This window comes from Meridianimarinicoccus aquatilis, from assembly GCF_004358675.1.
Classification (GTDB): Bacteria; Pseudomonadota; Alphaproteobacteria; order Rhodobacterales; family Rhodobacteraceae; genus Meridianimarinicoccus; species Meridianimarinicoccus aquatilis.
Genome location: NZ_SMZO01000053.1, coordinates 1 through 23,428, shown reverse-complemented (window position 1 = coordinate 23,428; position 23,428 = coordinate 1). Strand labels below are relative to the sequence as shown.

The 23,428-nt window shown below is 56.8% G+C and carries 25 protein-coding genes and 1 pseudogene; 15 read left to right on the top strand and 11 right to left on the bottom strand.

The window, feature by feature from the left end; genetic code table 11:
* From E2L05_RS16795 to mutM, 6 genes are all read right to left on the bottom strand, one after another.
* Positions 1–702 (bottom strand): AAA family ATPase (locus E2L05_RS16795; protein WP_341776750.1); only part of this gene is annotated, 702 nt, incomplete at its 3' end.
* A 116-nt stretch (positions 703–818) separates the two neighbouring features.
* Positions 819–1,940, bottom strand: a complete 1,122-nt coding sequence (gene dnaN / locus E2L05_RS16790; RefSeq protein ID WP_133343155.1) for a DNA polymerase III subunit beta — start codon at positions 1,938–1,940, stop codon at positions 819–821.
* A gap of 97 nt (positions 1,941–2,037) precedes the next feature.
* A complete protein-coding gene (dnaA, locus tag E2L05_RS16785) occupies positions 2,038–3,423 on the bottom strand; it encodes a chromosomal replication initiator protein DnaA (RefSeq protein WP_133343154.1) in 1,386 nt (461 codons plus the stop codon).
* Between the two features lie 582 nt (positions 3,424–4,005).
* Entirely contained in the window at positions 4,006–4,269 is a 264-nt protein-coding gene (gene rpsT, locus E2L05_RS16780; protein ID WP_133343153.1) for a 30S ribosomal protein S20, read from the bottom strand.
* Positions 4,270–4,380: 111 nt separating this feature from the next.
* Positions 4,381–5,157 (bottom strand): enoyl-CoA hydratase-related protein, encoded by a 777-nt coding sequence (locus E2L05_RS16775; RefSeq protein WP_133343161.1) that lies wholly within the window; start codon positions 5,155–5,157, stop codon positions 4,381–4,383.
* Positions 5,158–5,221: 64 nt separating this feature from the next.
* The gene (gene mutM, locus E2L05_RS16770) at positions 5,222–6,085 is read right to left on the bottom strand and encodes a bifunctional DNA-formamidopyrimidine glycosylase/DNA-(apurinic or apyrimidinic site) lyase (protein ID WP_133343152.1); all 864 of its coding nucleotides are present in this window, start codon (positions 6,083–6,085) and stop codon (positions 5,222–5,224) included.
* A 95-nt stretch (positions 6,086–6,180) separates the two neighbouring features.
* Between mutM and ubiE the strand changes: the two genes are divergently transcribed.
* Positions 6,181–6,936, top strand: coding sequence for a bifunctional demethylmenaquinone methyltransferase/2-methoxy-6-polyprenyl-1,4-benzoquinol methylase UbiE (ubiE, locus tag E2L05_RS16765; RefSeq protein ID WP_133343151.1), 756 nt, complete (start codon positions 6,181–6,183; stop codon positions 6,934–6,936).
* The gene (gene ubiB / locus E2L05_RS16760) at positions 6,937–8,472 is read left to right on the top strand and encodes a 2-polyprenylphenol 6-hydroxylase (protein ID WP_133343150.1); all 1,536 of its coding nucleotides are present in this window, start codon (positions 6,937–6,939) and stop codon (positions 8,470–8,472) included. It begins immediately after the preceding gene.
* Here the strand turns inward: ubiB and E2L05_RS16755 are convergent.
* The 3 genes from E2L05_RS16755 to E2L05_RS16745 form a co-directional block, all read right to left on the bottom strand.
* Positions 8,458–9,306, bottom strand: a complete 849-nt coding sequence (locus E2L05_RS16755; RefSeq protein WP_165971749.1) for an aminoglycoside phosphotransferase family protein — start codon at positions 9,304–9,306, stop codon at positions 8,458–8,460. The genes ubiB and E2L05_RS16755 overlap by 15 nt on opposite strands.
* Positions 9,307–9,483: 177 nt before the next feature.
* Positions 9,484–10,149 carry a flagellar hook capping FlgD N-terminal domain-containing protein gene (locus E2L05_RS16750; RefSeq protein ID WP_133343148.1) on the bottom strand — a complete coding sequence of 222 codons (666 nt, stop codon included), beginning with the start codon at positions 10,147–10,149 and terminating at the stop codon, positions 9,484–9,486.
* A gap of 15 nt (positions 10,150–10,164) precedes the next feature.
* A complete protein-coding gene (locus E2L05_RS16745; protein ID WP_133343147.1) occupies positions 10,165–11,400 on the bottom strand; it encodes a flagellar hook-length control protein FliK in 1,236 nt (411 codons plus the stop codon).
* A 105-nt stretch (positions 11,401–11,505) separates the two neighbouring features.
* Between E2L05_RS16745 and E2L05_RS16740 the strand changes: the two genes are divergently transcribed.
* The 3 genes from E2L05_RS16740 to E2L05_RS16730 all read left to right on the top strand — a co-directional run bounded on the left by E2L05_RS16740 (position 11,506) and on the right by E2L05_RS16730 (position 12,918).
* Positions 11,506–11,820, top strand: coding sequence for a rod-binding protein (locus E2L05_RS16740; RefSeq protein WP_341776749.1), 315 nt, complete (start codon positions 11,506–11,508; stop codon positions 11,818–11,820).
* A gap of 8 nt (positions 11,821–11,828) precedes the next feature.
* On the top strand, positions 11,829–12,164 hold the full coding sequence (locus E2L05_RS16735) for a hypothetical protein (RefSeq protein ID WP_133343146.1): 336 nt from the start codon (positions 11,829–11,831) through the stop codon (positions 12,162–12,164).
* Positions 12,165–12,519: 355 nt separating this feature from the next.
* Positions 12,520–12,918 carry a hypothetical protein gene (locus E2L05_RS16730; protein WP_133343145.1) on the top strand — a complete coding sequence of 133 codons (399 nt, stop codon included), beginning with the start codon at positions 12,520–12,522 and terminating at the stop codon, positions 12,916–12,918.
* Positions 12,919–13,183: 265 nt separating this feature from the next.
* Here the strand turns inward: E2L05_RS16730 and E2L05_RS16725 are convergent, their stop codons facing one another.
* Positions 13,184–14,032, bottom strand: a complete 849-nt coding sequence (locus E2L05_RS16725; RefSeq protein WP_133343144.1) for a CPBP family intramembrane glutamic endopeptidase — start codon at positions 14,030–14,032, stop codon at positions 13,184–13,186.
* A 111-nt stretch (positions 14,033–14,143) separates the two neighbouring features.
* Entirely contained in the window at positions 14,144–14,302 is a 159-nt protein-coding gene (locus tag E2L05_RS20840) for a hypothetical protein (protein WP_165971748.1), read from the bottom strand.
* Positions 14,303–14,341: 39 nt separating this feature from the next.
* Between E2L05_RS20840 and E2L05_RS16720 the strand changes: the two genes are divergently transcribed.
* From E2L05_RS16720 to E2L05_RS16675, 10 genes and pseudogenes are all read left to right on the top strand, one after another.
* Positions 14,342–14,590, top strand: coding sequence for a hypothetical protein (locus E2L05_RS16720; RefSeq protein WP_133343143.1), 249 nt, complete (start codon positions 14,342–14,344; stop codon positions 14,588–14,590).
* A 338-nt stretch (positions 14,591–14,928) separates the two neighbouring features.
* A complete protein-coding gene (locus E2L05_RS16715) occupies positions 14,929–16,902 on the top strand; it encodes an alpha/beta fold hydrolase (RefSeq protein WP_133343142.1) in 1,974 nt (657 codons plus the stop codon).
* Between the two features lie 54 nt (positions 16,903–16,956).
* Positions 16,957–17,319: a hypothetical protein gene (locus E2L05_RS16710; protein WP_133343141.1), complete on the top strand. Its 363-nt coding sequence runs from the start codon at positions 16,957–16,959 to the stop codon at positions 17,317–17,319.
* Complete coding sequence (locus tag E2L05_RS16705) at positions 17,316–18,341, top strand: hypothetical protein (RefSeq protein ID WP_133343140.1); 1,026 nt, start codon at positions 17,316–17,318, stop codon at positions 18,339–18,341. Before E2L05_RS16710 ends, E2L05_RS16705 begins: the two co-directional genes overlap by 4 nt.
* 697 nt (positions 18,342–19,038) lie before the next feature.
* Positions 19,039–20,250, top strand: a complete 1,212-nt coding sequence (locus tag E2L05_RS16700) for a flagellin (RefSeq protein ID WP_133343139.1) — start codon at positions 19,039–19,041, stop codon at positions 20,248–20,250.
* Between the two features lie 88 nt (positions 20,251–20,338).
* Positions 20,339–20,716, top strand: a complete 378-nt coding sequence (gene flaF / locus E2L05_RS16695) for a flagellar biosynthesis regulator FlaF (protein WP_243721956.1) — start codon at positions 20,339–20,341, stop codon at positions 20,714–20,716.
* The gene (gene flbT / locus E2L05_RS16690; protein ID WP_133343137.1) at positions 20,713–21,120 is read left to right on the top strand and encodes a flagellar biosynthesis repressor FlbT; all 408 of its coding nucleotides are present in this window, start codon (positions 20,713–20,715) and stop codon (positions 21,118–21,120) included. Before flaF ends, flbT begins: the two co-directional genes overlap by 4 nt.
* Entirely contained in the window at positions 21,117–21,956 is an 840-nt protein-coding gene (locus E2L05_RS16685) for a DUF1217 domain-containing protein (RefSeq protein ID WP_133343136.1), read from the top strand. The genes flbT and E2L05_RS16685 overlap by 4 nt, the downstream gene beginning before the upstream one ends.
* Before the next feature lie 6 nt (positions 21,957–21,962).
* A pseudogene (locus tag E2L05_RS16680) lies at positions 21,963–22,435 on the top strand (IS5 family transposase); the annotation flags it as partial.
* A gap of 476 nt (positions 22,436–22,911) precedes the next feature.
* Positions 22,912–23,428, top strand: a 517-nt coding sequence (locus E2L05_RS16675) for a Y-family DNA polymerase (protein WP_133344001.1), incomplete at its 3' end; no start/stop codon positions are given.

The following is a 23,428-nucleotide window of genomic DNA, read 5'->3' as shown; positions in this document are numbered from 1 at the left end:
GGCTGTGTCTGGCAGGGATGCGGGGCCATCCGGCGGATCAATTAGGGCCAGCGCCGCTGCGGGAAATGCGGTTTGCGCCCCATCCTGCGCCTGCGCCAATCGCGCCAACGCAGCCGTGCGAGCTTGCGTGATCGCTGCGCCGCTGTCAGCCATGCGGTGTTCAAGCGCGTCATACCAGCGGCCGTCGCGCACCTGATCCTTAAGCAACCGATTGCGTTCGCGCATGGCTTTTTCATAGGACAGGGCGGTTTCGGCGTGTTCGGGAAAGAAGCTGAGCGTGACCCGGTCAAGAAAACGCCGACGACCGTCTGCCGATTCGATCCACAGACGATCCATCGCTGGGGTCAGCCACAGCACCCGAGCAATGCGGCCAAGGGCGGTTTGGGGCGCTGTCTTGCCGTCAATCCGGGTTGTGCGCGCTGCGCCGGGTTCGGCGCGGGTGTCGATGTCGTGCTGGCCGGTGGGGGTTAGCATCTCGGCCCCGATGCGCCAACCGACCGGATCGGGTTTGCGTGCGAAGTCCGTGGTCGCACCGCGCCGCAGGCCCCGGCCGGGCGACAACAGCGATACGGCTTCGATCAGGTTGGTCTTGCCGGCGCCGTTCGGGCCGTGGATAGCCACGGGCCGACCATCACACACCACCGCCGCGCGGCGATGGGACCGAAATTGGGATAAGGTCAGGCGAGTGATTGCGAGGCGCATGAGATGGGCCTAGCGCGGCGGTGGCGTAATGGCCAGTGGTCGGGTGAAATAGCGGAGAACATGAAAAGGCCCCGCGCAGGGGCGGGGCCGAATGCGCGCAAAAGTGCCGGGGCGTTTTAGACCCGCATGGGCATGACAACGTAAACGGCGCTGTCATCATCCCCTTCGCGCATCAAGGTTGGGTCGCCAGAGGCGTTGAACAGGAAAGTTGCATTTTCGCGGTCCACCTGACCGGCGATTTCCAGAAGGTATTTTGCGTTGAACCCAATCTCGAGCGGATCATCGCCATAGGCGACAGCGAGCTCTTCTTCGGCAGCGCCGGCATCGGGCGCGGTCACGGAAAGGGTCAGGCGATCTTCGTCCAGTGTCATTTTCACGGCGCGGGAGCGTTCCGACGAAACAGTCGCGACCCGGTCAACGGCGCGGGCAAAATCAGCCGCGTCTACTTCGAGCTTACGCGTGTTGCCCACGGGGATGACGCGTGTGTAATCCGGGAATGTGCCGTCAATCACTTTTGAGGTCAGAGTCAGACCCGGCGTCGCAAAGCGAACCTTGGTTTCTGACACGGACACTGCGATTTCCGCTTCATCATCATCCAGCAGTTTGCGCAGTTCACCCACGGTCTTGCGAGGAACAATCACACCGGGCATGCCATCGGCCCCGGCGGGCAGGGGGGCGTCGATCCGGGCCAATCTATGCCCATCCGTTGCCACACAGCGCAGTTTCAGGTCGCCCCCACCGCTATCGGCGACGTGCATGTAGACACCGTTGAGGTAATAGCGGGTTTCTTCGGTCGAAATGGCGAATTTGGACTTGTCGAAGAGGCGGCGCAGAACCCCGGCGGCGGCGGTGAAATTCGCCGTGTATTCTGAGCTGGCCATGACGGGGAAGTCTTCTTTTGGCAGGGTGGCCAATTTGAACTTCGCCCGGCCGGCGGCGACATGGAGCAGACCTGCCGCGCTGTCAGCGGTCAGTTCCACCAGTGCGCCGTCTGGCATTTTGCGAATGATCTCGTGGAAGGTCACTGCGGAAACGGTGGTTGCCCCGGCCTGATGCACTTGCGCAGGGGCATTGTCGACAACTTCGATGTCGAGATCGGTCGCACGGAAGCGAACCTGATCACCTTCGGCTTCGATCAGCACATTGGCAAGGATGGGAATAGTGTTGCGCCGTTCAACCACCGACTGGGCTTGTGACACGGCTTTAAGCAGTGTGCCGCGCTCGATACTCAGTTTCATGCCGACGATCCTTTAGACTGAAGGGACTGTGACGCTATCTGATTCTTGCCGGCGTACAAGCCCCATTTGATGGCCTGTACGCAGGTTTTCAGAGGTCTCAGGCTTCAAGGGCGCGCCGCAGCAATTCCAGATCTTCGGCAACCTGGCTGTCCCGGACGCGCAGGTCTTCGATGCGTTTGACGCCGTGCATGATGGTGGTGTGATCACGCCCGCCAAAACGACGCCCGATTTCAGGCAGGGATCGGCTGGTCAGGCTTTTGCTCAGGTACATGGCGATCTGGCGCGGGCGGGCGACATTGCGCACACGGGTTGGCCCGATCAGTTCAGACAGGCGGATGTTGTAGTGTTCGGACACGCGGCGCTGGATCTCTTCGACGGTGACTTTGCGTTCGGACACACGCAGCACATCGGCAAGGCAGTCTTGTGTCATGTCCATGGTGATCTCGCGGCCCACGAGGCTGGCCATGGCAAAGAGTCGGACAAGCGCGCCTTCGAGCACGCGCACGTTGGTTGAGATACGATGCGCGAGAAATTCAAGGACACCGGGCGCTATGGCCAGACCGGGGTACTGCGCTGCGTAGAAGTCGACCTTTTGCTGTAGAATGCCCAAGCGAAGTTCGTAGTCGGTCGGGTGCAGGTCGACGACAAGGCCGCACTGAAGGCGCGATTTAATGCGGTCTTCGATCCCTTCCATTTCGCCGGGGGCGCGGTCTCCCGAGATGATGATTTGCTTTTGCTGATCCACCAAGGCATTGAAGGTGTGGAAGAATTCGTCTTGCGTGCTGTCTTTTCCGGCGATGAATTGCACATCGTCCACCATCAGAACATCCACGGATCGGAAAATCTGTTTGAAGGTCATCATGTCCCGGTCACGCAGGGCCTGTACGAACCGGTACATGAATTGCTCTGCCGACAAATAGACGATCCGAAGGGAGGGATCGCGTTGGCGCATGTGGTGGGCGATGGCATGCATAAGATGCGTTTTGCCAAGGCCAACGCCCCCGTAAAGAAACAGCGGGTTAAAGGTGACGGGGCCACCTTCGGCCACACGGCGGGCCGCGGCATGGGCCAATTCGTTCGGCGGGCCGACCACGAAACGATCAAACGTGAACCGCGTATCCAGTGTTGCGCCGGGGAGAATGTCGGCGTCGTCGGTGTCTGGGCTGATGGCTGTACCGGTGGTGATAGCCGGGGCGGCAGTGCTTTTGGTCTGGGCAGGTGGTTGCGGTGCGGCGTCCCGACCGGTCGACACGTTGAATTCAATCCGGCGCACGCTTGCGCCTGCGGTGTGCAGGTGGCGCAAGATCTGGTCGGAATAATTGCGGTTTACCCAGTTGCCGATAAAATTTGTCGGAACCCGGAAATGCGCAACACCATTTTCAAGGGCTGCAAATTCCAACGGGCGAATCCAGGTTTTGTAGTTGTTTTCGCCGATTGAGTGCAGCAACGCGTCTTGCACTTCGCCCCAAGTTTCATGCGTCATTTACATGCCATTCTTATTGTAGCCAGCGATTTCCGGCCATTTTGCCCCTGTTCCCACAATGCACGCGACTTGGCACGACCTTACAGCCCCGCAAAACGGGTTCGCTGCCGCATGACCGATTTGGCTCGGTCGGTGCGCCCGGAGTGGGTGCGCTGGCAGGCGCACCGTCCGGGTCGGGCATGTAGTTTTGGACAAGGTATCAAGCAGATTGCTCTGCTTGAGCCCCTCCCGGAAATTGCCAAACCCCTCTGGCATTCCGGTTTCGAAAAGCAGTCGTCAGGCCGGTATTCAGTAACACTATGGCACTAGGCCTATTGTTACACGAAGTGGTCTGCCACGCTTCTCTGTGTCCCCCAAGACGATGTGAATCGCTTGGAGACACTACCAATCGGGGGGCAATTTCCGCAATAGAACTTACTCGTTGACACATCGAATATGCATGACCGAATCTGAATTTGATTTTTAGTCATTTCAAAACAGAGGCTTGGAAATTATCTCTGCGTGTGGCTTTCGTTTGGTCATATCGCACGCAAACGGGCGCGAAAAACGCGCCCGTCTATCGTAGCTTCAAATGCCGTAGCTTCAGGCGATTGCCTTAACGCGTGCTGAAAGACGCGACATCTTGCGAGATGCCGTGTTTTTGTGCAGCACGCCTTTGGTGACACCACGCATCAATTCAGGTTGTGCAGCTTTCAGAGCTGCTGCCGCGACGGCCTGATCGCCGGTCGCAATCGCTTCCTCGACTTTCCGGAGGTAAGTCCGGATGCGCGAGCGACGCGCCGAGTTGATGACCTTGCGGCGGTCGTTCTGGCGCGCGCGCTTTTTGGATTGGGGCGTATTAGCCATGACGTGTCTTCCCAAGTTTGGGGTGAATTCCGATAAAGACGGCTCTTTACGGACGAGTCGCCGCCAAGTCAACCGGAGCCGGGCATATTTCCCTGACTGCGGTTAAGCTGGTTACTTGTCGCGGAACTGAGGATCCCGCTTTTCGAGGAAGGCTGCCATGCCTTCCGATTGATCTGCGGTGGCGAAAAGAGAATGGAAAAGCCGCCGCTCAAACAGCAGCCCTTCCGAGAGTGGTGTTTCGAAACTGCGGTCGACCGCTTCTTTGACGGCCATCGTGGTCATGCGCGACTTGTCTGCGATCTTCAGGGCAGCGCCGCGGGCTTCTTCCATCAGCTTCTTTGCGGGAACGACGCGGCTGACCAAGCCAGACCGCTCCGCTTCGTCGGCGAGCATAAACCGGCCGGTCAAGTGCATGTCCATCGCTTTTGATTTGCCAACAGCGTTGGTCAGGCGTTGGGTTCCGCCGATCGCAGCAATGACCCCGAGATTGATTTCTGGCTGCCCGAATTTTGCGGTTTCCGAAGCGATAATGAAATCGCACATCATGGCCAACTCGCACCCGCCGCCCAATGCATAGCCCGACACAGCGGCGATGATCGGTTTGCGATGGTTCCTGAAGGCGCGCGTAATTTTCCCAAAATGATCGGTGCAAAAAACGTCGGTGAAGCTCTTTTCTGCCAGTTCCGAAATATCGGCCCCGGCGGCAAAGACCTTTTCCGTTCCGGTGATGATGGTGCACCGTGCTTTGTCGTTTTCCTCGATACCACGAAGGGCATCGCATAATTCGGACATCAGCGCAGCGTTCAAAGCATTCATCGCATCGGGGCGATTAAGCTTGATCAGCGCGACGTGGTCTTCAATTTCGACGATCAGCGTCTCGTACGCCATAAGGTCCAGCCATTCTTGTTGCAGCAATCTTCGCCTTTAGCAGTTTGCGCTCACACCGTACAAGTTATCTTTGGCAGGTCGGACAGTAGAAACTGGAGCGGCCTGATTGCACAATCCGGCGGATGGTGTCGTCACAGCCTTCTGTGTTGCAGGGATTGCCCTCGCGGCCATAGACGCGAAAGCTGTGTTGGAAGTACCCCAATTCGCCGTCGGCCTGACGGTAGTCGCGCAAGGACGATCCGCCCGCTTTTATCGCATCGCCAAGAACGTCGCGGATAATGGGAACGAGGCTGGCGGCGCGTGCTGCACTGAGGCGGCCCGCCTTGCGGGTCGGTGCGATACCGGCCCGGTAAAGCGCTTCACAGACATAAATATTTCCCAATCCCGCGACGATCCGTTGGTCGAGAAGCGCGGATTTTATCGGCGTGTTGCGCCCTTTCAGTTTGGCGATCAGATATGGCTCGTCAAAGCTGTTTCCAAGCGGTTCAGGCCCCAGCCCAGTGAGTAACTTGTGGGCATCAATTTCCGGGGTGGGGGCCATGTCCATCGCCCCGAACCGGCGGGGGTCGTTGAAGGTGATCCGCGCTCCGCCAGACATATCGAGGACCACATGATCGTGCTTTTCAGGGGCAGGATGGGCGTGGACAAAAATTCCTGGCGCGCTGCGCACATCTGCCTGCGAAATAAGCATCCGCCCCGACATCCCAAGGTGAATCAGTAGCGACTCGCCCCCCGAAAGATCGGCAAGAATGTATTTTGACCGTCGTCTCAGGCGCAAAACGGTCTGGCCAGTCAATCGGTCTGCCATGTTTTCGGGAAATGGCCAGCGCAAGTCGGGGCGGCGAATATCGGCCTGATCGATACGGAAGCCCTCCATGACTGGGCTTAGCCCACAGCGCACGGTCTCAACTTCGGGAAGTTCTGGCATTGCGATGGCTCCTGCGGCATGGGAATCCCCGGCCCCGCGTTGTATCGGCGAGGCAGCGCCCTATAAGAAAGGGCAGGCAACAGAACGGCAAGACCATGAATGACACGAACCCTGACCGCACGACCCATTTTGGCAATCGCGATGTGCCCGAGGCCGACAAGGCCGGGTTGGTGCAGGGCGTCTTCACCAGCGTTGCGTCGCGGTATGACGTGATGAACGACGTCATGTCGGTTGGGGTGCACCGCCTTTGGAAGGACGCGATGATGGACTGGCTTGCGCCGCGTCCGGGCCAGCGGCTTTTGGATGTGGCAGGCGGCACCGGCGATATCGCGTTCCGGTTTCTCAAGCGCGCACCAAGGGCCGAGGCGATGGTACTGGATCTGACCGCGTCCATGCTCGAGGCTGGGCGCACCCGCGCAGAAGCTGAAGCGATGGCAGGCCGAATCGATTGGATTGTCGGGGATGCCATGGCGTTGCCGTTCGAGGATAACAGTTTCGATGTGTATACGATTTCTTTTGGCATCCGGAACGTGACGCGGATCGCAGATGCGTTGTCAGAAGCGTACCGCGTGCTGCGCCCCGGCGGGCGGTTGATGGTGTTGGAGTTCAGTCAGATCCCCAACGACGCTCTGCAATGGGCGTATGACAAGTATTCTTACAATGTGATCCCGCGCATGGGCGAGGTAATCGCCAATGACCGGGACAGCTATCAGTACCTTGTGGAATCGATCCGCAAGTTTCCCGATCAAGAGACGTTTGCGGCCATGATCCGCGAGGCGGGTTTCGGTCAGGTGAAGTATCGCAACCTGTCTTTTGGCATCGCGGCACTGCATTCTGGTTGGAAACTGTAAGTGCGCGGCCCGCATAATATCTGGCGGCTTGTCCGAACCGGCGCAACGCTGGAGCGGACCGGCGCGATGGGGGTCATACTGGATGCGATGAAGGCGCCGGCGCATATTCGATTGCTGGCGCGCATTCTTGGTTGGCCATTTAGCCCACTTGGTCTGAAGGGCGATCCAGCCGTGCCGCCGGTCACACGGGCCCTGACCGCTCTTGGCCCGGCCTACATCAAGTTTGGGCAGATACTATCGACACGGCCGGATGTGGTCGGGGACGCGCTGGCACGGCAGTTGAGCGTGCTGCAAGACAAATTGCCACCCTTCCCTGTGGAAGAGGCCAAGGCAGAAGTCGCGCGCGAATTGGGTATCGATGTGGACACAGTGTTCTCCGAATTTTCGGAGCCGGTTGCAGCAGCGTCTATTGCGCAGGTCCATTGTGCCCGAATTGGATCGACCCATGAAAAGGTCGCAGTCAAGGTTCTGCGGCCGGGCATTGAAAAGGCATTCCGTAAGGACATTGACGCGTTCTATCTGATCGCGTCGGTGATCGACATGTTGGCCCCGTCTGCCCGGCGCCTGCGCCCGCTTGATGTGATCCGTCATTTTGAGGGCGTGGTCATGGGCGAGCTGGACCTGCGTCTCGAATCGGCCTCGGCGGCGGAATTTGCAGCAACGACGGCGGATGACGCACAGTTCGGTGTGCCGGCTGTGCATTGGTCCTTGTCTGGCAGGCGGGTCATGACACTGGATTGGGTCGATGGTGTGTCGGCCAACGATACTGCCAAGCTTGATGCTGCCGGGCTTGACCGTTCAGAATTGGGCATGCGGGTGCTGCAACTGTTCCTGAAGCAGGCTTTGCGCGATGGATATTTCCATGCGGACATGCATCAGGGGAATCTCAAGATCGCACCAAACGGTGATCTGATTGCAATTGATTTCGGGATCATGGGCCGGATCGACGAATACACGCGCCGCGTCTATGCCGAGATTATCTTTGGCTTTATCCGAAAGGATTATCGCCGTGTTGCCGAAGTGCATTTCGAAGCCGGGTATGTTCCTGCGGATCGCGATATCGACGAGTTTGCCCGTGCGTTGCGTGCCGTTGGTGAGCCGATTTTCGGCATGGATGCCAGCCGCATATCTATGGCGCGCCTGCTGAGTTATCTGTTCGAAGTGACAGAACGGTTCGGGATGGAAACGCGCACTGAACTGATTCTTCTGCAACGAACGATGGTGGTTGTGGAGGGTGTCGCCCGTTCGCTGAACCCGCATATTAATATCTGGGACGCGGCGCGCCCCGTCGTCGAAGACTATGTGACCAAGAATGTGGGCCCGCGCGCCGCGGCGCGCGATCTGTTACGCACTGCGAGGGTGTTGTCTCGGTTCGGACCAAGACTGCCCCGTTTGGTTGAGCAAGCGTTGCTGGAGAGCGGCAAACCTGCGGAGCCCCCAGTGCGGGCGTCTTGGAAAACTCGGGGACTTTGGGCAGGCGTCGGGGTGTTCGGCGGGCTTGGGCTGGCTGGTCTGTTGGAATTATTCCTGCTTTAGCGCATGGTCCAGAACTGAGTTTTCGAGTGCCGCAACCTCTGCCGTAAGCGCGTTGGCATAGGCCGTATCGCCCTGGTCGAGGCGCCACAGGCAGTGACCGATCATTGCTGCGTGCCGTGCGGGTGATAGCATTTTCACCCGTTCGGATAGGTCTGGCCTCCCGTATGCGTTGAGGAAAACCTGGATTTGATCGTGCGACAGTGGTGGTCTGTCATGGATCACCTGCATTGCTGGTGAAATTGCGATGGCAATATCGCGAGACGGGTCGCCGAGACAGGCGCATTGCCAGTCGATCAGCATCGGATGTGATCCGTTCATAACAACATTGCCGGGGACCGGATCGCCATGTAGCAACGATTGCCCCGCTGTTGCTGAACGTTGAGACGCGCTGTGAATCGCGTCCATAAGGTTCTGGGCGTTTGGATGATCAGCGAGGAAGGCACGGGCCCTTAAGATCAATGGTGCGGGCAAATCTGCGCTTTGTGGGAGTGTATGCCGATGAGGGAACTGCGTTTCATGCACTTTGCGCAGGAGGCGGGCGAGGGCCGGACCAGGGACCGCACGACTCGTTCCCGGAAGGTAGTGATAGATCAGACATTGGGCCGTACCGTATGCAAAGGCATCTACGGGCTGTGCGCAAAGCCCTCTCGGTGCAAGATTTTGCATCACGGCCGCTTCGACTCGGGGGCGAATTGGGAATAGAGGATCGCCCGTTCTGGTCTGGGCAATTTTGAGCACCAGCGGGTTCTTGCGGTCGGCTAGCACGTAACTTTTGGCGCTGCGCCCACCTGTCAGTTGCTCGACTTGTACGTTGGCAGGAATGCCGAGGCGCACGAAAAGCCGCTTTCGAAGGTGAGGTGGGAGTGCACCCTTGCGTCTTAGGCCATCCATGTGCCCCATGAAAAGTGCCCTGTCTGGCCCAACATTACGCGTCCGCAGTACCCTTGGCGCCCGGGTCCGAACAAGGCAAAAACCCGGATGCTGCGGATTTGAGAACGCCGAGGCAGGCAGTCAACTGCCGTTTCGCAAAGCGGTGATGCCCGAAGTGGACACAATTTCACCACTGTCGAGAACCACCAACGGACCATCTGTTCCCGATTGAACTTCGGTGATGCGGGCATAGCTGCTGACCGGCAAGGTTTCCGATTGCCCAGATAGGGTCCGGGTTTCTATGGACAGGTTATAGCTTCCCGCCAAGAGCTGTGTGCCCGTTGGTGAAACACCATCCCATGCCAGCGGGCCTGCCCCGGAAATCGAAGATCTGTGCAATTCCTGGCCACTCGGCCCGGACACGATCAGTTCGGCCGACGCGGCATCCAGCGGAAGGTCGTAGTACACGTCTACCGGGGAGCCGCCGAAATAGATCGGACCGTCAACACGAGCATCCATCCCGACCCAAGAGGCGTGCTGCGAAAGCCCGCCAAGGGAACTGTCGGCACCTAGGCCGCGCAGCAGATTATTGGTCTGTACTTGCTGTTCCACGCCGGAAAACGTCGCGAGTTGAACCGCAAAATCGGAAGATTCGATCGGGTTGAGCGGGTCCTGATTCTGCATTTGGGTCGTGAGCATCTTCAAAAACGTTTCAAAGTCTGAACTCAGCGCCGACTCGCTGCTGTTATCGGTCGCAGATGTCGTTGTGGACTGGGTCGCAGCAGTGGTTGTGCTTGAAATTTCCATGCATCTAATCCTTTTTTAAAGCCGCAGATCCAGGTTTGCGGTGGCAAGCGTGCGAGAACGAGATGCGTCAGAGCTTGCCGGGTTTTTTGTTTCGGAGTTTGGGTGTGTTTCCGCATATGAGTCGGATGCCTCAGGACTATTTTCCGCAAATTGCCCGCTGCGTTGTTCCGAATTGCCAAAATCAAATGAAACATCAGCATAGCCGAGATCACGGAAATCTTGCTGCAGTTGGGCGATGTGGCGCCTGAGCAATTCCTGTGTTTCGGGCCTGTCGGACTGCACAAAGACATGCATCTGCCCATCATTGCCTGTCAAAGTCAGTTTCACCCGGCCCAGTTCTTCCGGGCTGAGAGAAACCTCAATTACGCCGTCACGACCTTGGCGAACGGCATCCACAATCTGCGTGCTGGCATGGCGCCCCATTTCACTGCGAACGGTGTCGAGTTTTGGGGCTTCAGTTCGAATTTGGTCTGATTTGGCGTTGTCCAGATGGCGAAATTCAATGTCTTCTAGCGCTGCGTCATGTACTTCAAAATCGCCGGGAAGCGACGTTTTTTCTGGGGGTGCCGGAACCGCAGTCGTTTGTGGGAGAGCGACGGCGGGTGTTACCTGACGAGCTGATGGTTCGGGTTTTGGCGTTGAATTTCCTCTTAATTCTTCACTGGATGCGGAGTGTGGAGTTAGGTTCTGCGCTCCGGAGCGCAGGGTCCGGTCTTGCGCGGATGCAGCTTGCGGTGACGCGCCTTGTGAAATGAGCGCTGCGTTTGGATTTGCGTCAGGACGTGCACCTGTGGTTGCGGTTTCTGTGGCGGGGGGCGGCACGGCCGGCGCGGCAGTTTTTTCAGGCAGTTGAGATTTGTGGACCGCGGCGAATTCTGCGGTCGGCACATTTTCATTTTTCGAGTGTGCCCCAGCCGTTGGTGCGGATGCGGTCAACTGTGTGACCTGGTCGCCCGACTCAGGCGTCATTTGCCCGAAAACGGCTGGCGAATCGCCTTGTGGTCTCGCATTGGAATGTTCGACAGTTGCAGCGTTCGCCCAATGTGGCGGTGCGGTGCGGGGCGCATACTCCATCGTGACTGGGGTTTGGCCTTCTGGACTTGGAGTGTTTGTCCCAAGCCATGCCAAGCCGAAATCGGCATCATCGGCCGGTTTTTCAGGCTCGGGTACGGTGGGTTTAACGGTTTGGGAACCGTCGAGCCGATGTGGCGCGGCCATTCGCATGGGTGGCTGAGGTATTTCTGATTGCATCTGGAATCCTGCGTTCGCTTTTTGAAACAATCGCGCAACAGCCTTACCGAATGTTTACCAGACATGGTCGATGTTGGCGCATCGGTCCAAAGAATGGAGTTTCCTATGCAAATCATGACAAGCCCTGCGACTACGCCGCTGCAAACCACCAGCGGTCAGATCACAGACCGTGCCCCGGATACAGCTTTGAGAAAGGTTGCGATCAAACTCGAATCTCAGTTTCTGTCTGAAATGTTGAAGCATGCCGGGCTCGGTCGAAATGTTGGTATTGGCAGCGAAGAATCTGGTTTCTCTGGCGGTGAAGGTGAAGAGCAATTTGGATCGTTTCTTAGAGAAAAACAGGCTGAAAGAATGGCTGAGGCAGGTGGGATCGGCCTTGCCGAGTCCATCTTTCAAGCACTCAAGGCGCGTGAGAAATGAGCGGTGCCATGAAAGATCCGTTGACGCTTTTGGAGGTAAATCTTGAGCGGGAAAGAACGAGCTTGTTGGCAGGTCGGTTCGAGGCTCTTGAGGAGTTGAATCTTGAGAAAATGAGTCTCGCCACATCCCTGCCGGGCCGGGAATCAGGCACAGCGCGCGTCGAGCGTATTCTCGCGCGATCCAGATCGAATCAGCGCCTCGCCGAGGCTGCCGGTGAAGGTTTGAAGGCTGCTATGCGGCGCTTGGGCGAAGTTGAGCGCCTTGATGGTGGAACCGGCCACTACTCAAGCTGCGGGGCCCGCACAAAAACGCCCAACGTTTCGCGAACCCTTCGGCGAGTGTGAAGCTGAAACAATTTGGCGTCTAAGATATGTGGTGGACCCTCGCGACAGGAGGTTAATGCGTGCAGCCACGCATTCGATTGGAAACTGTGATCGTCAGTGGCACTTGCCGCCAGACCGGGGGGGTCATGCGCTGCGCGGCCAAGGTCCGGCCCAAGCACAACGGTATAAATACTGCACGATGCTCAAATGTTTAGTTTACAGGGCGCGGTAAAGTGTTTTCTGTGAAATCTGGTTTGGTGCGTCAGGTCTTAGCAGCATGGCGTCCCACGATTGACGAGCCGTGGATTGATCGTCTTGAAAATGGAGCAGATGACGGTTTCTACGCCGTATCCGCAGCGGAAAGAGATAAAAGCGAATGATGAAAAGGATTGTCATCTTGTCGGCTGGGGCGCTGCTCGTAGGTTGCGCAACTCAGCAAAGGAGCGAGGAAACGCTGCGTCAGCACGGCTATTCAGCGGCGTATGTTGCAGGATTCCATGACGGGTGTCCCAGCGGAAAACGTGCGGGCGGCGACCCTGTGGCCCAGCGTTCGTTGGACGACGGTGCCTATTCATCAAATGGTGACTATCGAACGGGGTGGGACTACGGTTATCTCAGTTGTCGGGGTCAGGAGCGCCAGAACGAAGCAACTGCTATTGCCATTGGTGGGGCTATCGCTGCGGGGATGAATAGTAGCCACGGCGCAGACGGTATCGACGCCAGAGACATCATGAGCGGTATTGATACATCTGGGCTGGCTGCACTCGAGCAATGACACGAGCCCATAGAACATCGGCGCGTTTCATCTTTTCGTTTCGGTGGACTCGTCAGACTGGGCGGTAGATTGTAAAACGATGGTCGCGCTCAAGTCTGACATGACGCTGTGTGGTGAAACGATGGTCGCGCTGATTTATCGAAGGCTGCAATATTATCGGGGCTTTGAGATTGCGTTGATTTTCCCGAGGTATGAGTCGTTTGCCGCCGTCTGATCGTGCTCTTTGCGTCGCTCTGAACAATGCTTCAGACATTAGGGCATCAATTCACTTTGTTCCGGTGCGCCGCCTGCGACTGTCAACGAGCAGCCATACCGCCAACAGGAGTGCGCCGTAAACAAATTCCGGGTTGGTCAGGACAGAGAGCGGATCGAGGGTTACCTCGGTCACCTCGCCTTTGGGGGAAAGGTCAAGCTGAAGCGTCTGAGAGACAGACACGCTTGCATCCCACAGGCCGTGCAGGAAAACCGAAGGCCAAAGCGATCCCGTCCACAGAACGATGGCACCGAAGAGAAGGCCACCCGCCATCGCGCCAAGGACCTGCATTGTGGTGATGCCGAGGGGCTGCCCGCTGACCCAGTTCACATAGTGAAACAGGCCAAAAACGATCGCAGCGACAATCACGGCCAGCGCAGCATTCATGCGGGTCATCAAGGATCGAAGAAGTATACCCCTGAACAGGAGTTCTTCAAAGAAGCCCACCAGCACCGCCACGATGCAAGTGGTCCAGATGCTTTTCCAGTCTGACGGCGAAAGCGTGACACCATCAAGGCCAGTCCTGTTCACAAGCAGGGGGGTGAATATCACGAAGATACAGAATGCAACAAAAGGGAAGGTCAAAAGGAGCGCTGGTGCTTTTGGCCAGGTCGTCAGCCCGGTTCGTCGGCCCATCCCGACAAGCATGACGGCCAACATGATGGCGACCGCTAGTCTCATTTCAGGCCAGAGAACCTGAGCGAAACTATCGGTGCCGACATCCCTGCCTCCATGGCCGAATAATTGCGACGGATCAGAAAAGACGATTGGTGCGAGAAAGTATAACGCTGCCGCGAGCAGAAACAGGCTAGCGACCGCCAATGGCTTTTTGTCAGCCCAGTTTTGAATGTTCTGAAGCACTGCTTCGCCCCAACGTATCCCTAGGTTCTGGCCGTCTGAAAACGGAACACACGTTCGTCAAAGCCACTCCATTTTTCTGACTAGCCTGTTGAGGGATGCGAAAAAATGGGTCTATTGCGCGAAATCGATCATGTCCTGCGGGACGACTTGCCTCAGAAGCGCGGCGCGATCTGTCACGACACCTTCCATCAGGCCCGGCGTTCCATCAGGGGCATTGTCGGTATAGGTGAAGACCCCGGCTGTGTGTCGAGCGAATTGCCATAGGGTCATGGTTTTGTCGTTCGGAAGCCGAGCCGCGATGTCAGCCAGGTGCGGGGACCACGCATCGTCCAATCCGCGCCGCCCTTCCTCGACCACTTGAAGGCTGTGATCATCTTCGTGTTTCTTCCGATCTGGAAAGGCAACGCGCAGTCCATTGGCGTGCCTGCGTCAGGGTTTGCAAAGCCCGCAGCCGCAATGCAGTGTCACGCGTCCGTGCGCATCGACAAGACGGCGATGGGTGCCGACCCATGCGTCGAGGCGAGCGTCTGCGACAACACTTCATTCAGCCTTTCTTAAAGAGCATCTGGGGCGTTCGAAGTGGCCGAGCACAGACCGTTCTGCGCCGATAGGGCGCTTGCAGGAAGCGAGAAAGCTGACTGGCCGCGCATGCAACGACTGATGCAAGAGCGTTCAGAAATGGGTGAAACTTCGACATTCACGCTTACTGTTGATTGGCAGTTGTTGAAAGTACGTGATTGGCTTGAAAAGCCCACCATTCGTGATGACCGGACTTTCCAGCGGTCCAAAGCTGATACAGCTCTGTTGTGGCGATCGCAAAACGGATCAGCGTGGATTCCTTGCAAAGTCTGTAGTACCGTTGTCTCGCTTCAATATGTCGTCCACGAGGTTCACCAATGACGCCAGAGCAGTATTTGGCAGTGTTTCTGGCGCTGCTTGGCGGGGAGATGAACGAACCGACTTTCCCGGAACTGCTAAACGGTGGCCCCGATCCGCGCTTTCCGGTCACGCGGGCACCATGCACACGGCCGGTGGCACCAAGCGAGATCGACGGGCAGACGGTCGTCTGCGGCACGATATCAGTGCCAGAGGATCACGACAGTCCTGACGGTGATCGCCTTAACCTCGCCTTCATTGTGTACCGTGCGCATTCTCTCGCGCCGGTGGCCGATCCGGTCGTTTACTTGCATGGGGGGCCCGGCGGTGGGACCGTACAGTCTGTGGCTTCCGTCAGTTTGTTCTTCGATCACCTGCGTGGGCGCCGGGACGTCATCGCGTTCGACCAGCGTGGCGTCGATGCGAGTGGTCCGGATATGGATTGCTTTGAAACGCTAGCGGAAAACGTTGAAGACGTCGCCGACAGCCTTGCCGGTGCCGAAATGCCAGAGCTTGAAGGCAGACTCGTCTCAGAGTGTATCCTCGAACTTGAAGGGCGCGGTTTTGACTTGCCGCTTTTCAATACGACGCAGAATGCCCGTGATGTCGGCTCGGTGATGTCGGCATTGGGATATGGGGACTACAATATCTATGGCGTCTCCTACGGGACCAAACTGGCGCTGGAGACGATGCGGACAGCCCCCGACAGAGTGCGGTCGGTGGTGTTGGACAGCGTCGCCCCACCACAAGTCGCGCTGTATGACACGCTTTACGTGCCGCACAGCCAGTCGATTATCAATACCTTTGCACCGTGCGAGGCGAATGCAACCTGCGCAGAGGCTTATCCGGAAATTTCCCAACGGTTCTGGGATCTTGCTGAGCAATTGCAGGACACTCCGCTAGAGGTGGATGGCACCACTGTGGATGGGCGAACGCTTTTTTCAATCTTCACCGCGGCGCGGAACAACTGGGCCGACCCGACCACTCGCGGCTTCACGACCTACGCGCCGGCCCTCGTTACCCAGCTAGAGCAGGGAGACGTGACGATGTTGCGCCAAATGCTCCAAGAAGCCATCCCGCCGCAGCCTTCTGCCGAAGACGCGCTGGCTGCGGCGATCGGCTTGACCTCGGATGAGCAAGCCTTGGCGCAGGCATTCGTGAATGCACTGGATCAGATCGAGCTCGCGTCGGGAACCGCCGCCCAAATGCTGGCGCAATTGGAAGAAGACATTGACGCTGCAGCTGCGCCTGTCACTTTTGGCGAATACTTCGATGACGAGTTGGAGCGCGCACTTGCCGCCCTGCCGGAGCGCTCAGATCAGGTCGCTTTTTCGCGCGACTACCTCAGCCTCCGGTTCGTGACGCCAAGCGCGGGTGCCCTGATCGATCTGGTCCGGACTCATTTCGACGATCTCACCGCCGCGCGCTTGTCATCGATGATCGCTCTGCTGGGTGCTGACGATGTTGCGCGTGTCTTCGATCTGATCGCGGTTGACAACGCGACTCTGGAGGCCGTGGCAGAGGGTGAGTTCGAATTGCTTCTTTATGCCTGCCAAGAAGATTTTATCGATGGGTTCAATTCGGCGGAAGGGTTCGTGAAAACGACCGAGAGCGTTGGCATGGGGCCGCTGCTCGCATCTGCGCTGACCGACCCGGTTCCGAGTATGTTCACAATCTGCGATCTGTTCGAGGAACGGCCCCGCGACAACTGGCTGGAGCCTGTAACGTCCGACCTTCCCGTCCTTGTCTTTTCAGGCGAGATTGACACACAGACCGCGTCCTCTTGGGGGCCGTTGGTGGCCGAGACTTTGCCCAACAGTCAGGCCATCGTTTTCCCCGAGGCTGGCCACGGCGCGTTGCTGTTCAGCCAATGCGCCCGCGATATCGGCGAGGCATTTCTTGAAGCCCCGGGCAGCACCATCGACACATCTTGCGCGAGCGACCTGCGGTTGCCGTATCTGATGCCTGACGGAAGTCTTCTGGACGTCCGTTGACATCATTCACCATCGCTGCTTCGGCGGCCTTAATGAGCAAAAAGGAGGTGTAAGATGCTCAAACCCCTTCTCCTTTTCGCCACCCTCGCGCTGACGGCAATGCCGGCGCAGGCGTTCGACCAGCGGCGGACGCAAGTTCTGACGGAGTGTCACGACTACCTTTGGGATGTGCCGGCTTTTGACGAGCTGCCTAACGCGGCGATATCAGTCTATTCGGGTTTGATGGACAGCAACGCCATCATGGTCTTCTGGGGCAAGCCGATGCTGCGGGCCGCCGGAAACTGCACGATCATCGACGCGGCGTTGGAAGGGGTCGAGGATTACGCGAGAAGTGAATATCGCATCGAGACAGCTTCGCGTGTGGCGGCGCGGGCACTCAATGCCCCGAAGGGTTTCGGTGAGGAACGGCATCCATGAAGTCATGGGTCATCATCTTAGGTTCCATTGCACTCGTGACGATTGGCGCGGGGTCTTGGTTGCTATCGCGCGGAGGTCTGTCGATCGAGCAAATTACCAACCCCGGCAACCAAGTGGCGGCGCTCGCGACTGACGCTGATATCGAGGTGATCCGAACGCGTCTTCTCGAGGTCGGTTTGCACCCGACCGGAGTTCTAAGCGATCTTGGCGTCGACGATCATCTTGGACGGCTTGCCGCCGGGCATGTCGACGCTGCCACGCTTCTGGGCTATGCCGACGCAATCGATGAACTGAGCACGCGCAGCACCTTGCGCGGGCAATCCTTGCCGCCTTCGCTCTGGGACGTTTCGATACCCGCACTGCTTGAGGCCGGCTGGACGGTTTATTCCCTGACCGAAGCTCTCGCGTCTGAAGCAAGTGCCATTCACATCGATCTTTTGTCCGACGCTTATGGGGCGTTTCTTGCCACCCGGCCGGATGCATTGGAGGGCGCTCTGGCCCTTCTACCGCTTGCTGGGAGTTATGTGCGATCCTTACCGGAAGCAGCCCGGGCCGAGCACGCAGTTCATGCTAAAACAGACGGGGAGGCGACCATTCTCATCTGGCAAGCGCTTCTTTCTGGCACAAGTCGCAACAACCCTCTCACGCACCGACCTCTCTTTAGCCATGGGTTTGTGGGGCATTTCAGCGTGCCGCACATCCATCAGTACGCGACCGGTGAAGGGCTGACACCCAGTCAGGTTTGGGGTGTCGAGGGGTTTGATCCAACATTCGTCGGGCCGCCAACTAACGATAATCAGGTCGAACACATGGGCCTTAGTGCGCTTCTGCAAGGTGTGGCCAACGTTCCGGGCGCCGTTCTATATGCCGTTGAGGCGTTGGAGATTGCCGTCGACCACGAAGACGCGAGTGCAGCCGCAGCCGACAGAGCGCTTAACCGCGCCGTCCGTGACGTTTTGCTGCCGAATATGGAAAAGGACCCTCGGGAATTGATGCGGGCTCTCCTCGCGACCCTTGGTTGAACGTACCGAAACGCTGGCCTGCGATCTGCGGCGCTAGTCATGGACTGAACGCCCTCAACGTGGGGCGTGTTACCATCGATAGGGCTCAAGCCAAGGACAATGACCGCGCAATATAGTTTACGATCGTTTCGAGCCACGCCGTTTTTTCCCAAAACCAGTTAGCAGAATTTCTCCTTACCGCTGTATTTCCGAACGCCTCGTGGCCCAGAAAATGCACGTTTCTTCGAAATTTTCCTGAGCTTTGTTTCGCTGAGTTTACCTAACGGCGACTGTCAGTGCGTCGTTACATTGTCATCGTGGAAGTGATCTTGAGTGTAACAGAAGAGAAAGTTCGGTTCGCCCGAAGCGTGCCTGCTTGCACGACGCACAGAAAGCGCCGCCGTCGCAAATATATAGCCTCAGCCAACCAATAGACCGGCAAGTCTTTCCGCCCACATTTTTTGACATCCAACTTCTTGTGAATACGTCGAAGCCCACCAAAATTCTCTGAAACCCAATAAATTTCAATAAAATGCAATGTAATGACTTCTGTGCCTTAGCCAACTCTTAGGAAGTCGGGCGGTACCTAGGAAGGGCATTCGAAAGGATGGCGCGGATCGAGAAGGCATCCGCACATGTCAGAACGACACTCGTGCTGCGCAAAGGCGCGGTTCATCTAAATAGGTGCAAAAGCACCTGAGCACAGGATAGAATAGACATGTCCAGCATTCTGACTAACTCCAGCGCAATGGTCGCGCTTCAAACACTCAAAGGGATTAACTCGGGGCTCGAGGATACGCAAAGCGAGATCGCCACTGGTAAAAGTGTGGCTGACGCAAAGGACAATTCTGCTGTTTGGGCGATTTCAAAAGTGATGGAATCAGATGTTAGCGGTTTCAAATCGATCTCTGACAGCTTGTCACTTGGTGAGTCGACCGTAGCGGTTGCTCAGCAGGCTGCCGAAACCATCACTGATTTGCTGATCCAAGTGAAGGAAAAGGTCGCAGCTGCTACTGGCGACAACGTGGACCGTACAAAGTTGAACAGCGACGTAACAGCTCTGAAAGAGCAGATCGCCTCGGTTGTCAGTGCCGCTCAATTCAACGGCTTGAATCTTGTCGACGGAAATACATCGGGCACTGACGTCCTATCGTCGCTTGATCGCGATAGTTCGGGGAATGTCACTGCGTCTTACATCACAGTTTCAGGGCAGGATCTGTCGACAGGTGGCTATACAGCTAAGGCCGCATTTACTGGAACAACTGGTGTGGCTGCCGATGACGCCGATGCTTTCGGCTTCTCACTGGATGGAACCGGCGGTACGGCCGATAGTGGTACAGTTGTTATTGCAGACCCGACTTACGCTGCCGGCGACAAGATCACGATGCGTGTTGGTGAAAGTGAAGTAAGCTACACCGTGACGGCCTCCGATGTGGCCTCGACCACAACGGAAGACATTATTGCGGTGGGCCTGAAAAGTGCGATCGAAGCGACTGGGGAAAACGTGACCGTCGACTATGACAGTTCGGTCAGCGGCACTTTGGTAATCACCAACTCTGGCACCGAATCGGTGCAGGTCGGGGGGCAATTCACGAATGCCGGCTCAGGCGGTCTTGGTGCGCTGGCGGGCCTTGATGTGAGTTCCCTTGCTAACGCTCAGGCCGCACTGTCGTCAATTGAGACTTTGACCCAGACCGCCATTGATGCGGCAGCAGCTTTCGGGTCTGACGCTGCGCAGGTCGAAATCCAATCGAACTTTGTGTCCAAATTGACCGACTCGCTGAAAACGGGGATCGGTTCGATGGTCGATGCGAACATGGAAGAAGCCTCAGCTCGGCTTCAAGCACTTCAGGTGCAGCAGCAGTTGGGTATTCAAGCACTGTCTATTGCAAACGAGGCACCGCAAAGCGTGCTTTCACTGTTCCGTTAACAGATACGGGTGGCGCCTTAACTGGCGTCACTCTTTTCAGCACACGATAGCCGTGAAACGGGAATGAAGCACCATGGAGGGACACGCAGTGAGCGTCATTGATAGGGCTCGAACGGCCTATGATCCGGTAAACCAAGCGGTACGATGCCCAAAAAGTATTGAGTATGAAGCCTTTGTTCGTGTCACGCGGGCGCTCAATCAGGCGTCTGTGCCTTCGCCAACACAAACGGTCAAGTTGGCAAAGGCCGTGCACGATAATAGGCGTCTTTGGACAATGCTTGCCGCCGATGTGGCCAGTGGCGGAAACAGGCTATCACAAGAAACGCGCGCTGGTTTGTTTTATCTTGCAGAGTTTACGGTGGCGCACAGTCGGAAAGTACTAAAGCGCGAGGCCACTGTAGATGCTCTGATTGATGTCAATACCGCGGTTATGGGCGGTCTGCGCTCAAGTGTGAGACCAACATGACCGGTTTGGTCCTTAAGCTGGGTCCTGGCGAACGAATTTTAATTAATGGTGCTGTCATTGAAAATGGCGAGCGTCGAAGCCGCCTGAATATAGTGACCCCGAATGCAAATATCCTGCGTCTTAAAGATGCCATCCATCCGGATGATGTAACTACGCCGGTACGACGCGTTTGTTACCTTGCACAACTTGTTCTGACCGGTGACGCGAATCCCGCCAAGGCCCGACGCCAACTGTTGGTCGGAATAGAGCAATTGAGTCAAGTTTTTACCGATAGGGATAGCCGAATACTCTTGTCTGATGCCACTCGATTTGTGACACAGAGCCAGTTCTACCCGGCACTGAAGGCATTGCGAGTTTTGCTCCCTCGGGAAGATAGGCTTATGGCAGCTGGTCTTTCATCATGACCTTTCAACCCCTACTGCCGGTTGGAGGACTCACTGGCTGGAACTTCCTTAATCGAACTATTGAAAGTCAAAAGCTGCTTCAGAATGCTTCGCCAGTTGCTCAGCGCGAAATGAACTATTTCCGCGAGAATATTGGCAATATAAGCTCGGCAGAACAATTGGTTGGCGACTTTACTCTTATGAAAGTAGCTCTGAGCGCTTTTGGTTTGCAAGAAGATGTTTCCAACAAGTTCTTTATACGCAAGGTTCTAGAAGAAGGCGTTATAGCCGATGACAGTTTGGCTAATCGCTTAAGTGACGCTCGTTATGCAGCACTTTCAAAGGCGTTTGGGTTTGGAGGATTAGGCGAGCCTCGCACAGCATTGTCGTCATTTCCCGACGAAATCCTATCCGCCTATGAAGACCAAACGTTCGAGGTCGCCGTTGGGGACGTTCAACCGGAACTGCGGCTCGCATTGGGATTGGAGCGAGAGCTAGAAACTGTTTTGGAGAATTCGTCATCCGCCGATGCCCGATGGTATGGGGTTATGGGCAGTTCGCCGTTGCGAGAAGTGTTCGAAACCGCGTTGAATTTGCCAGAAACCTTTGCGGCGCTTGATATTGATCAGCAATTGGTTGTATTCAGAGCTAGGTCGGAGGAAGTATTTGGACTTCCCGAAGTCGCAGATTTTATCGACCCCAATGCTGCAGAAAGTCTGCGAAACCGCTATTTGTTGATGAATGAAATCAATAATGGCCAAGCATCTTTGGCCACATCACCTGCGTTGAGTTTGCTGACAGGTATCTCAGGTGGATTTGGAACTACTTCCCTTCTCTCGGTACTGTATTCCGGCTGAGGTCATTACTTCAAGGCACATCGAACAACGACCAGCATGGCCGCTAAAAAGGGGGGCGTGGTCGTCTGTTCGGTCGCACCAAGGGCGGCATGAACACCAAGCTGCACGCAATCTGTGACAGCCAGGGAAGACCAATGGATCTGTTCGTCACCGCGGGACAGATCAGCGATTATATCGGCGCACCAGCGCTGCTCAGCGGCCTGCCAAACGGCAAATGGCTGCTCGGAGATCGTGGCTATGACGCTGACTGGCTCCGAGAAGCATTGAAAGACAAAGGGATACGCGCCTGAATCCCGGGTCGAAAGCCGCGCAAGACGACAGTCAAATACGACAAGCGCCGATACAAACGGCGCAACCGCATCGAGATCATGTTTGGCGGTCTCAAGGATTGGAGACGCGTGGCGACATGCTCTGACCGCTGTTTCAAAGTCTTCCTTTCAGCCATCGCACTCGCTGCTGTCGTGGTCTTCTGGTCATGAATCTTGATCCTAATTAAATTACAGAAAATTGCGCAATCCGAATAAATTGACAGTCTGCTAATTTCCGAAAAGCTAATTTTCGAACATCGCCGGTTTCATAAAACGGGGCGCGCCACAAAACTGGATACCGACCCGAAATTACGCTCTTTCGTTTGGCGCGAATTGATCGCCTGACCTATGAAGAATTGGAAGCCGATATCGCGGCTTCATTCCCTGTTGAACGACGTTTGAAGAAGTCTTCAATTCACAGTTGGTGGAAGAAGAACAGCCGCTGAAATAGAACGTCCGGTATCATCGCCGATTGCAGGACCGTCCCGGATAGTCGCAGGACCTCCGAGGTCGTCCGGTATCAAAGCAACTGATAGCCCTGTTGCAGAGGTAGTGAATACACACCGCGATGCGGACTCGACTCTGCACCCGACTCCCGAATATGAGAACATAAGAAGAACATTATTGCTGCCACAATAATGCGGGCCATGTTGAACAGAAGAATTCTCTCGCTGTGGTTTCCACGCCTGGGGGCCGACCGGCTCGTGCGGCGCGGGCGCGTGCCGCCGGACACTCCGATCGTGGTGATCGGGGGGCGAAATGGTGCGCAGGTCATCACCAGCCTGTGCCCACTGGCTGAGGCGGCGGGTCTGCGGCTGGGGCAGGGGTTGCGCGATGCCATGGCGATTTGCCCTCGGCTGGCAAGCTATCCTGCTGCCCCACGCGAGGATGCCGCCCTGCTGACAGCGTTGCGACGATGGGCCGGTCAGTTCACCCCTTGGACCGCCGAAGAGGCCCCTGACGCGCTGATGCTTGATCTGACCGGTTGCATTCATCTGTTTGGGGGAGAGCATGAACTGACCACCGCGATTGCTGACGGATGTACCGGGCTTGGTATGAACGCACGGATCGGGCTGGCAGACACCCCCGGCGCCGCATGGGCACTGGCACGGTATGGCGGGCAGATGCAGGCACCGGCCCACAACGGTGACGCCATTGATCAGG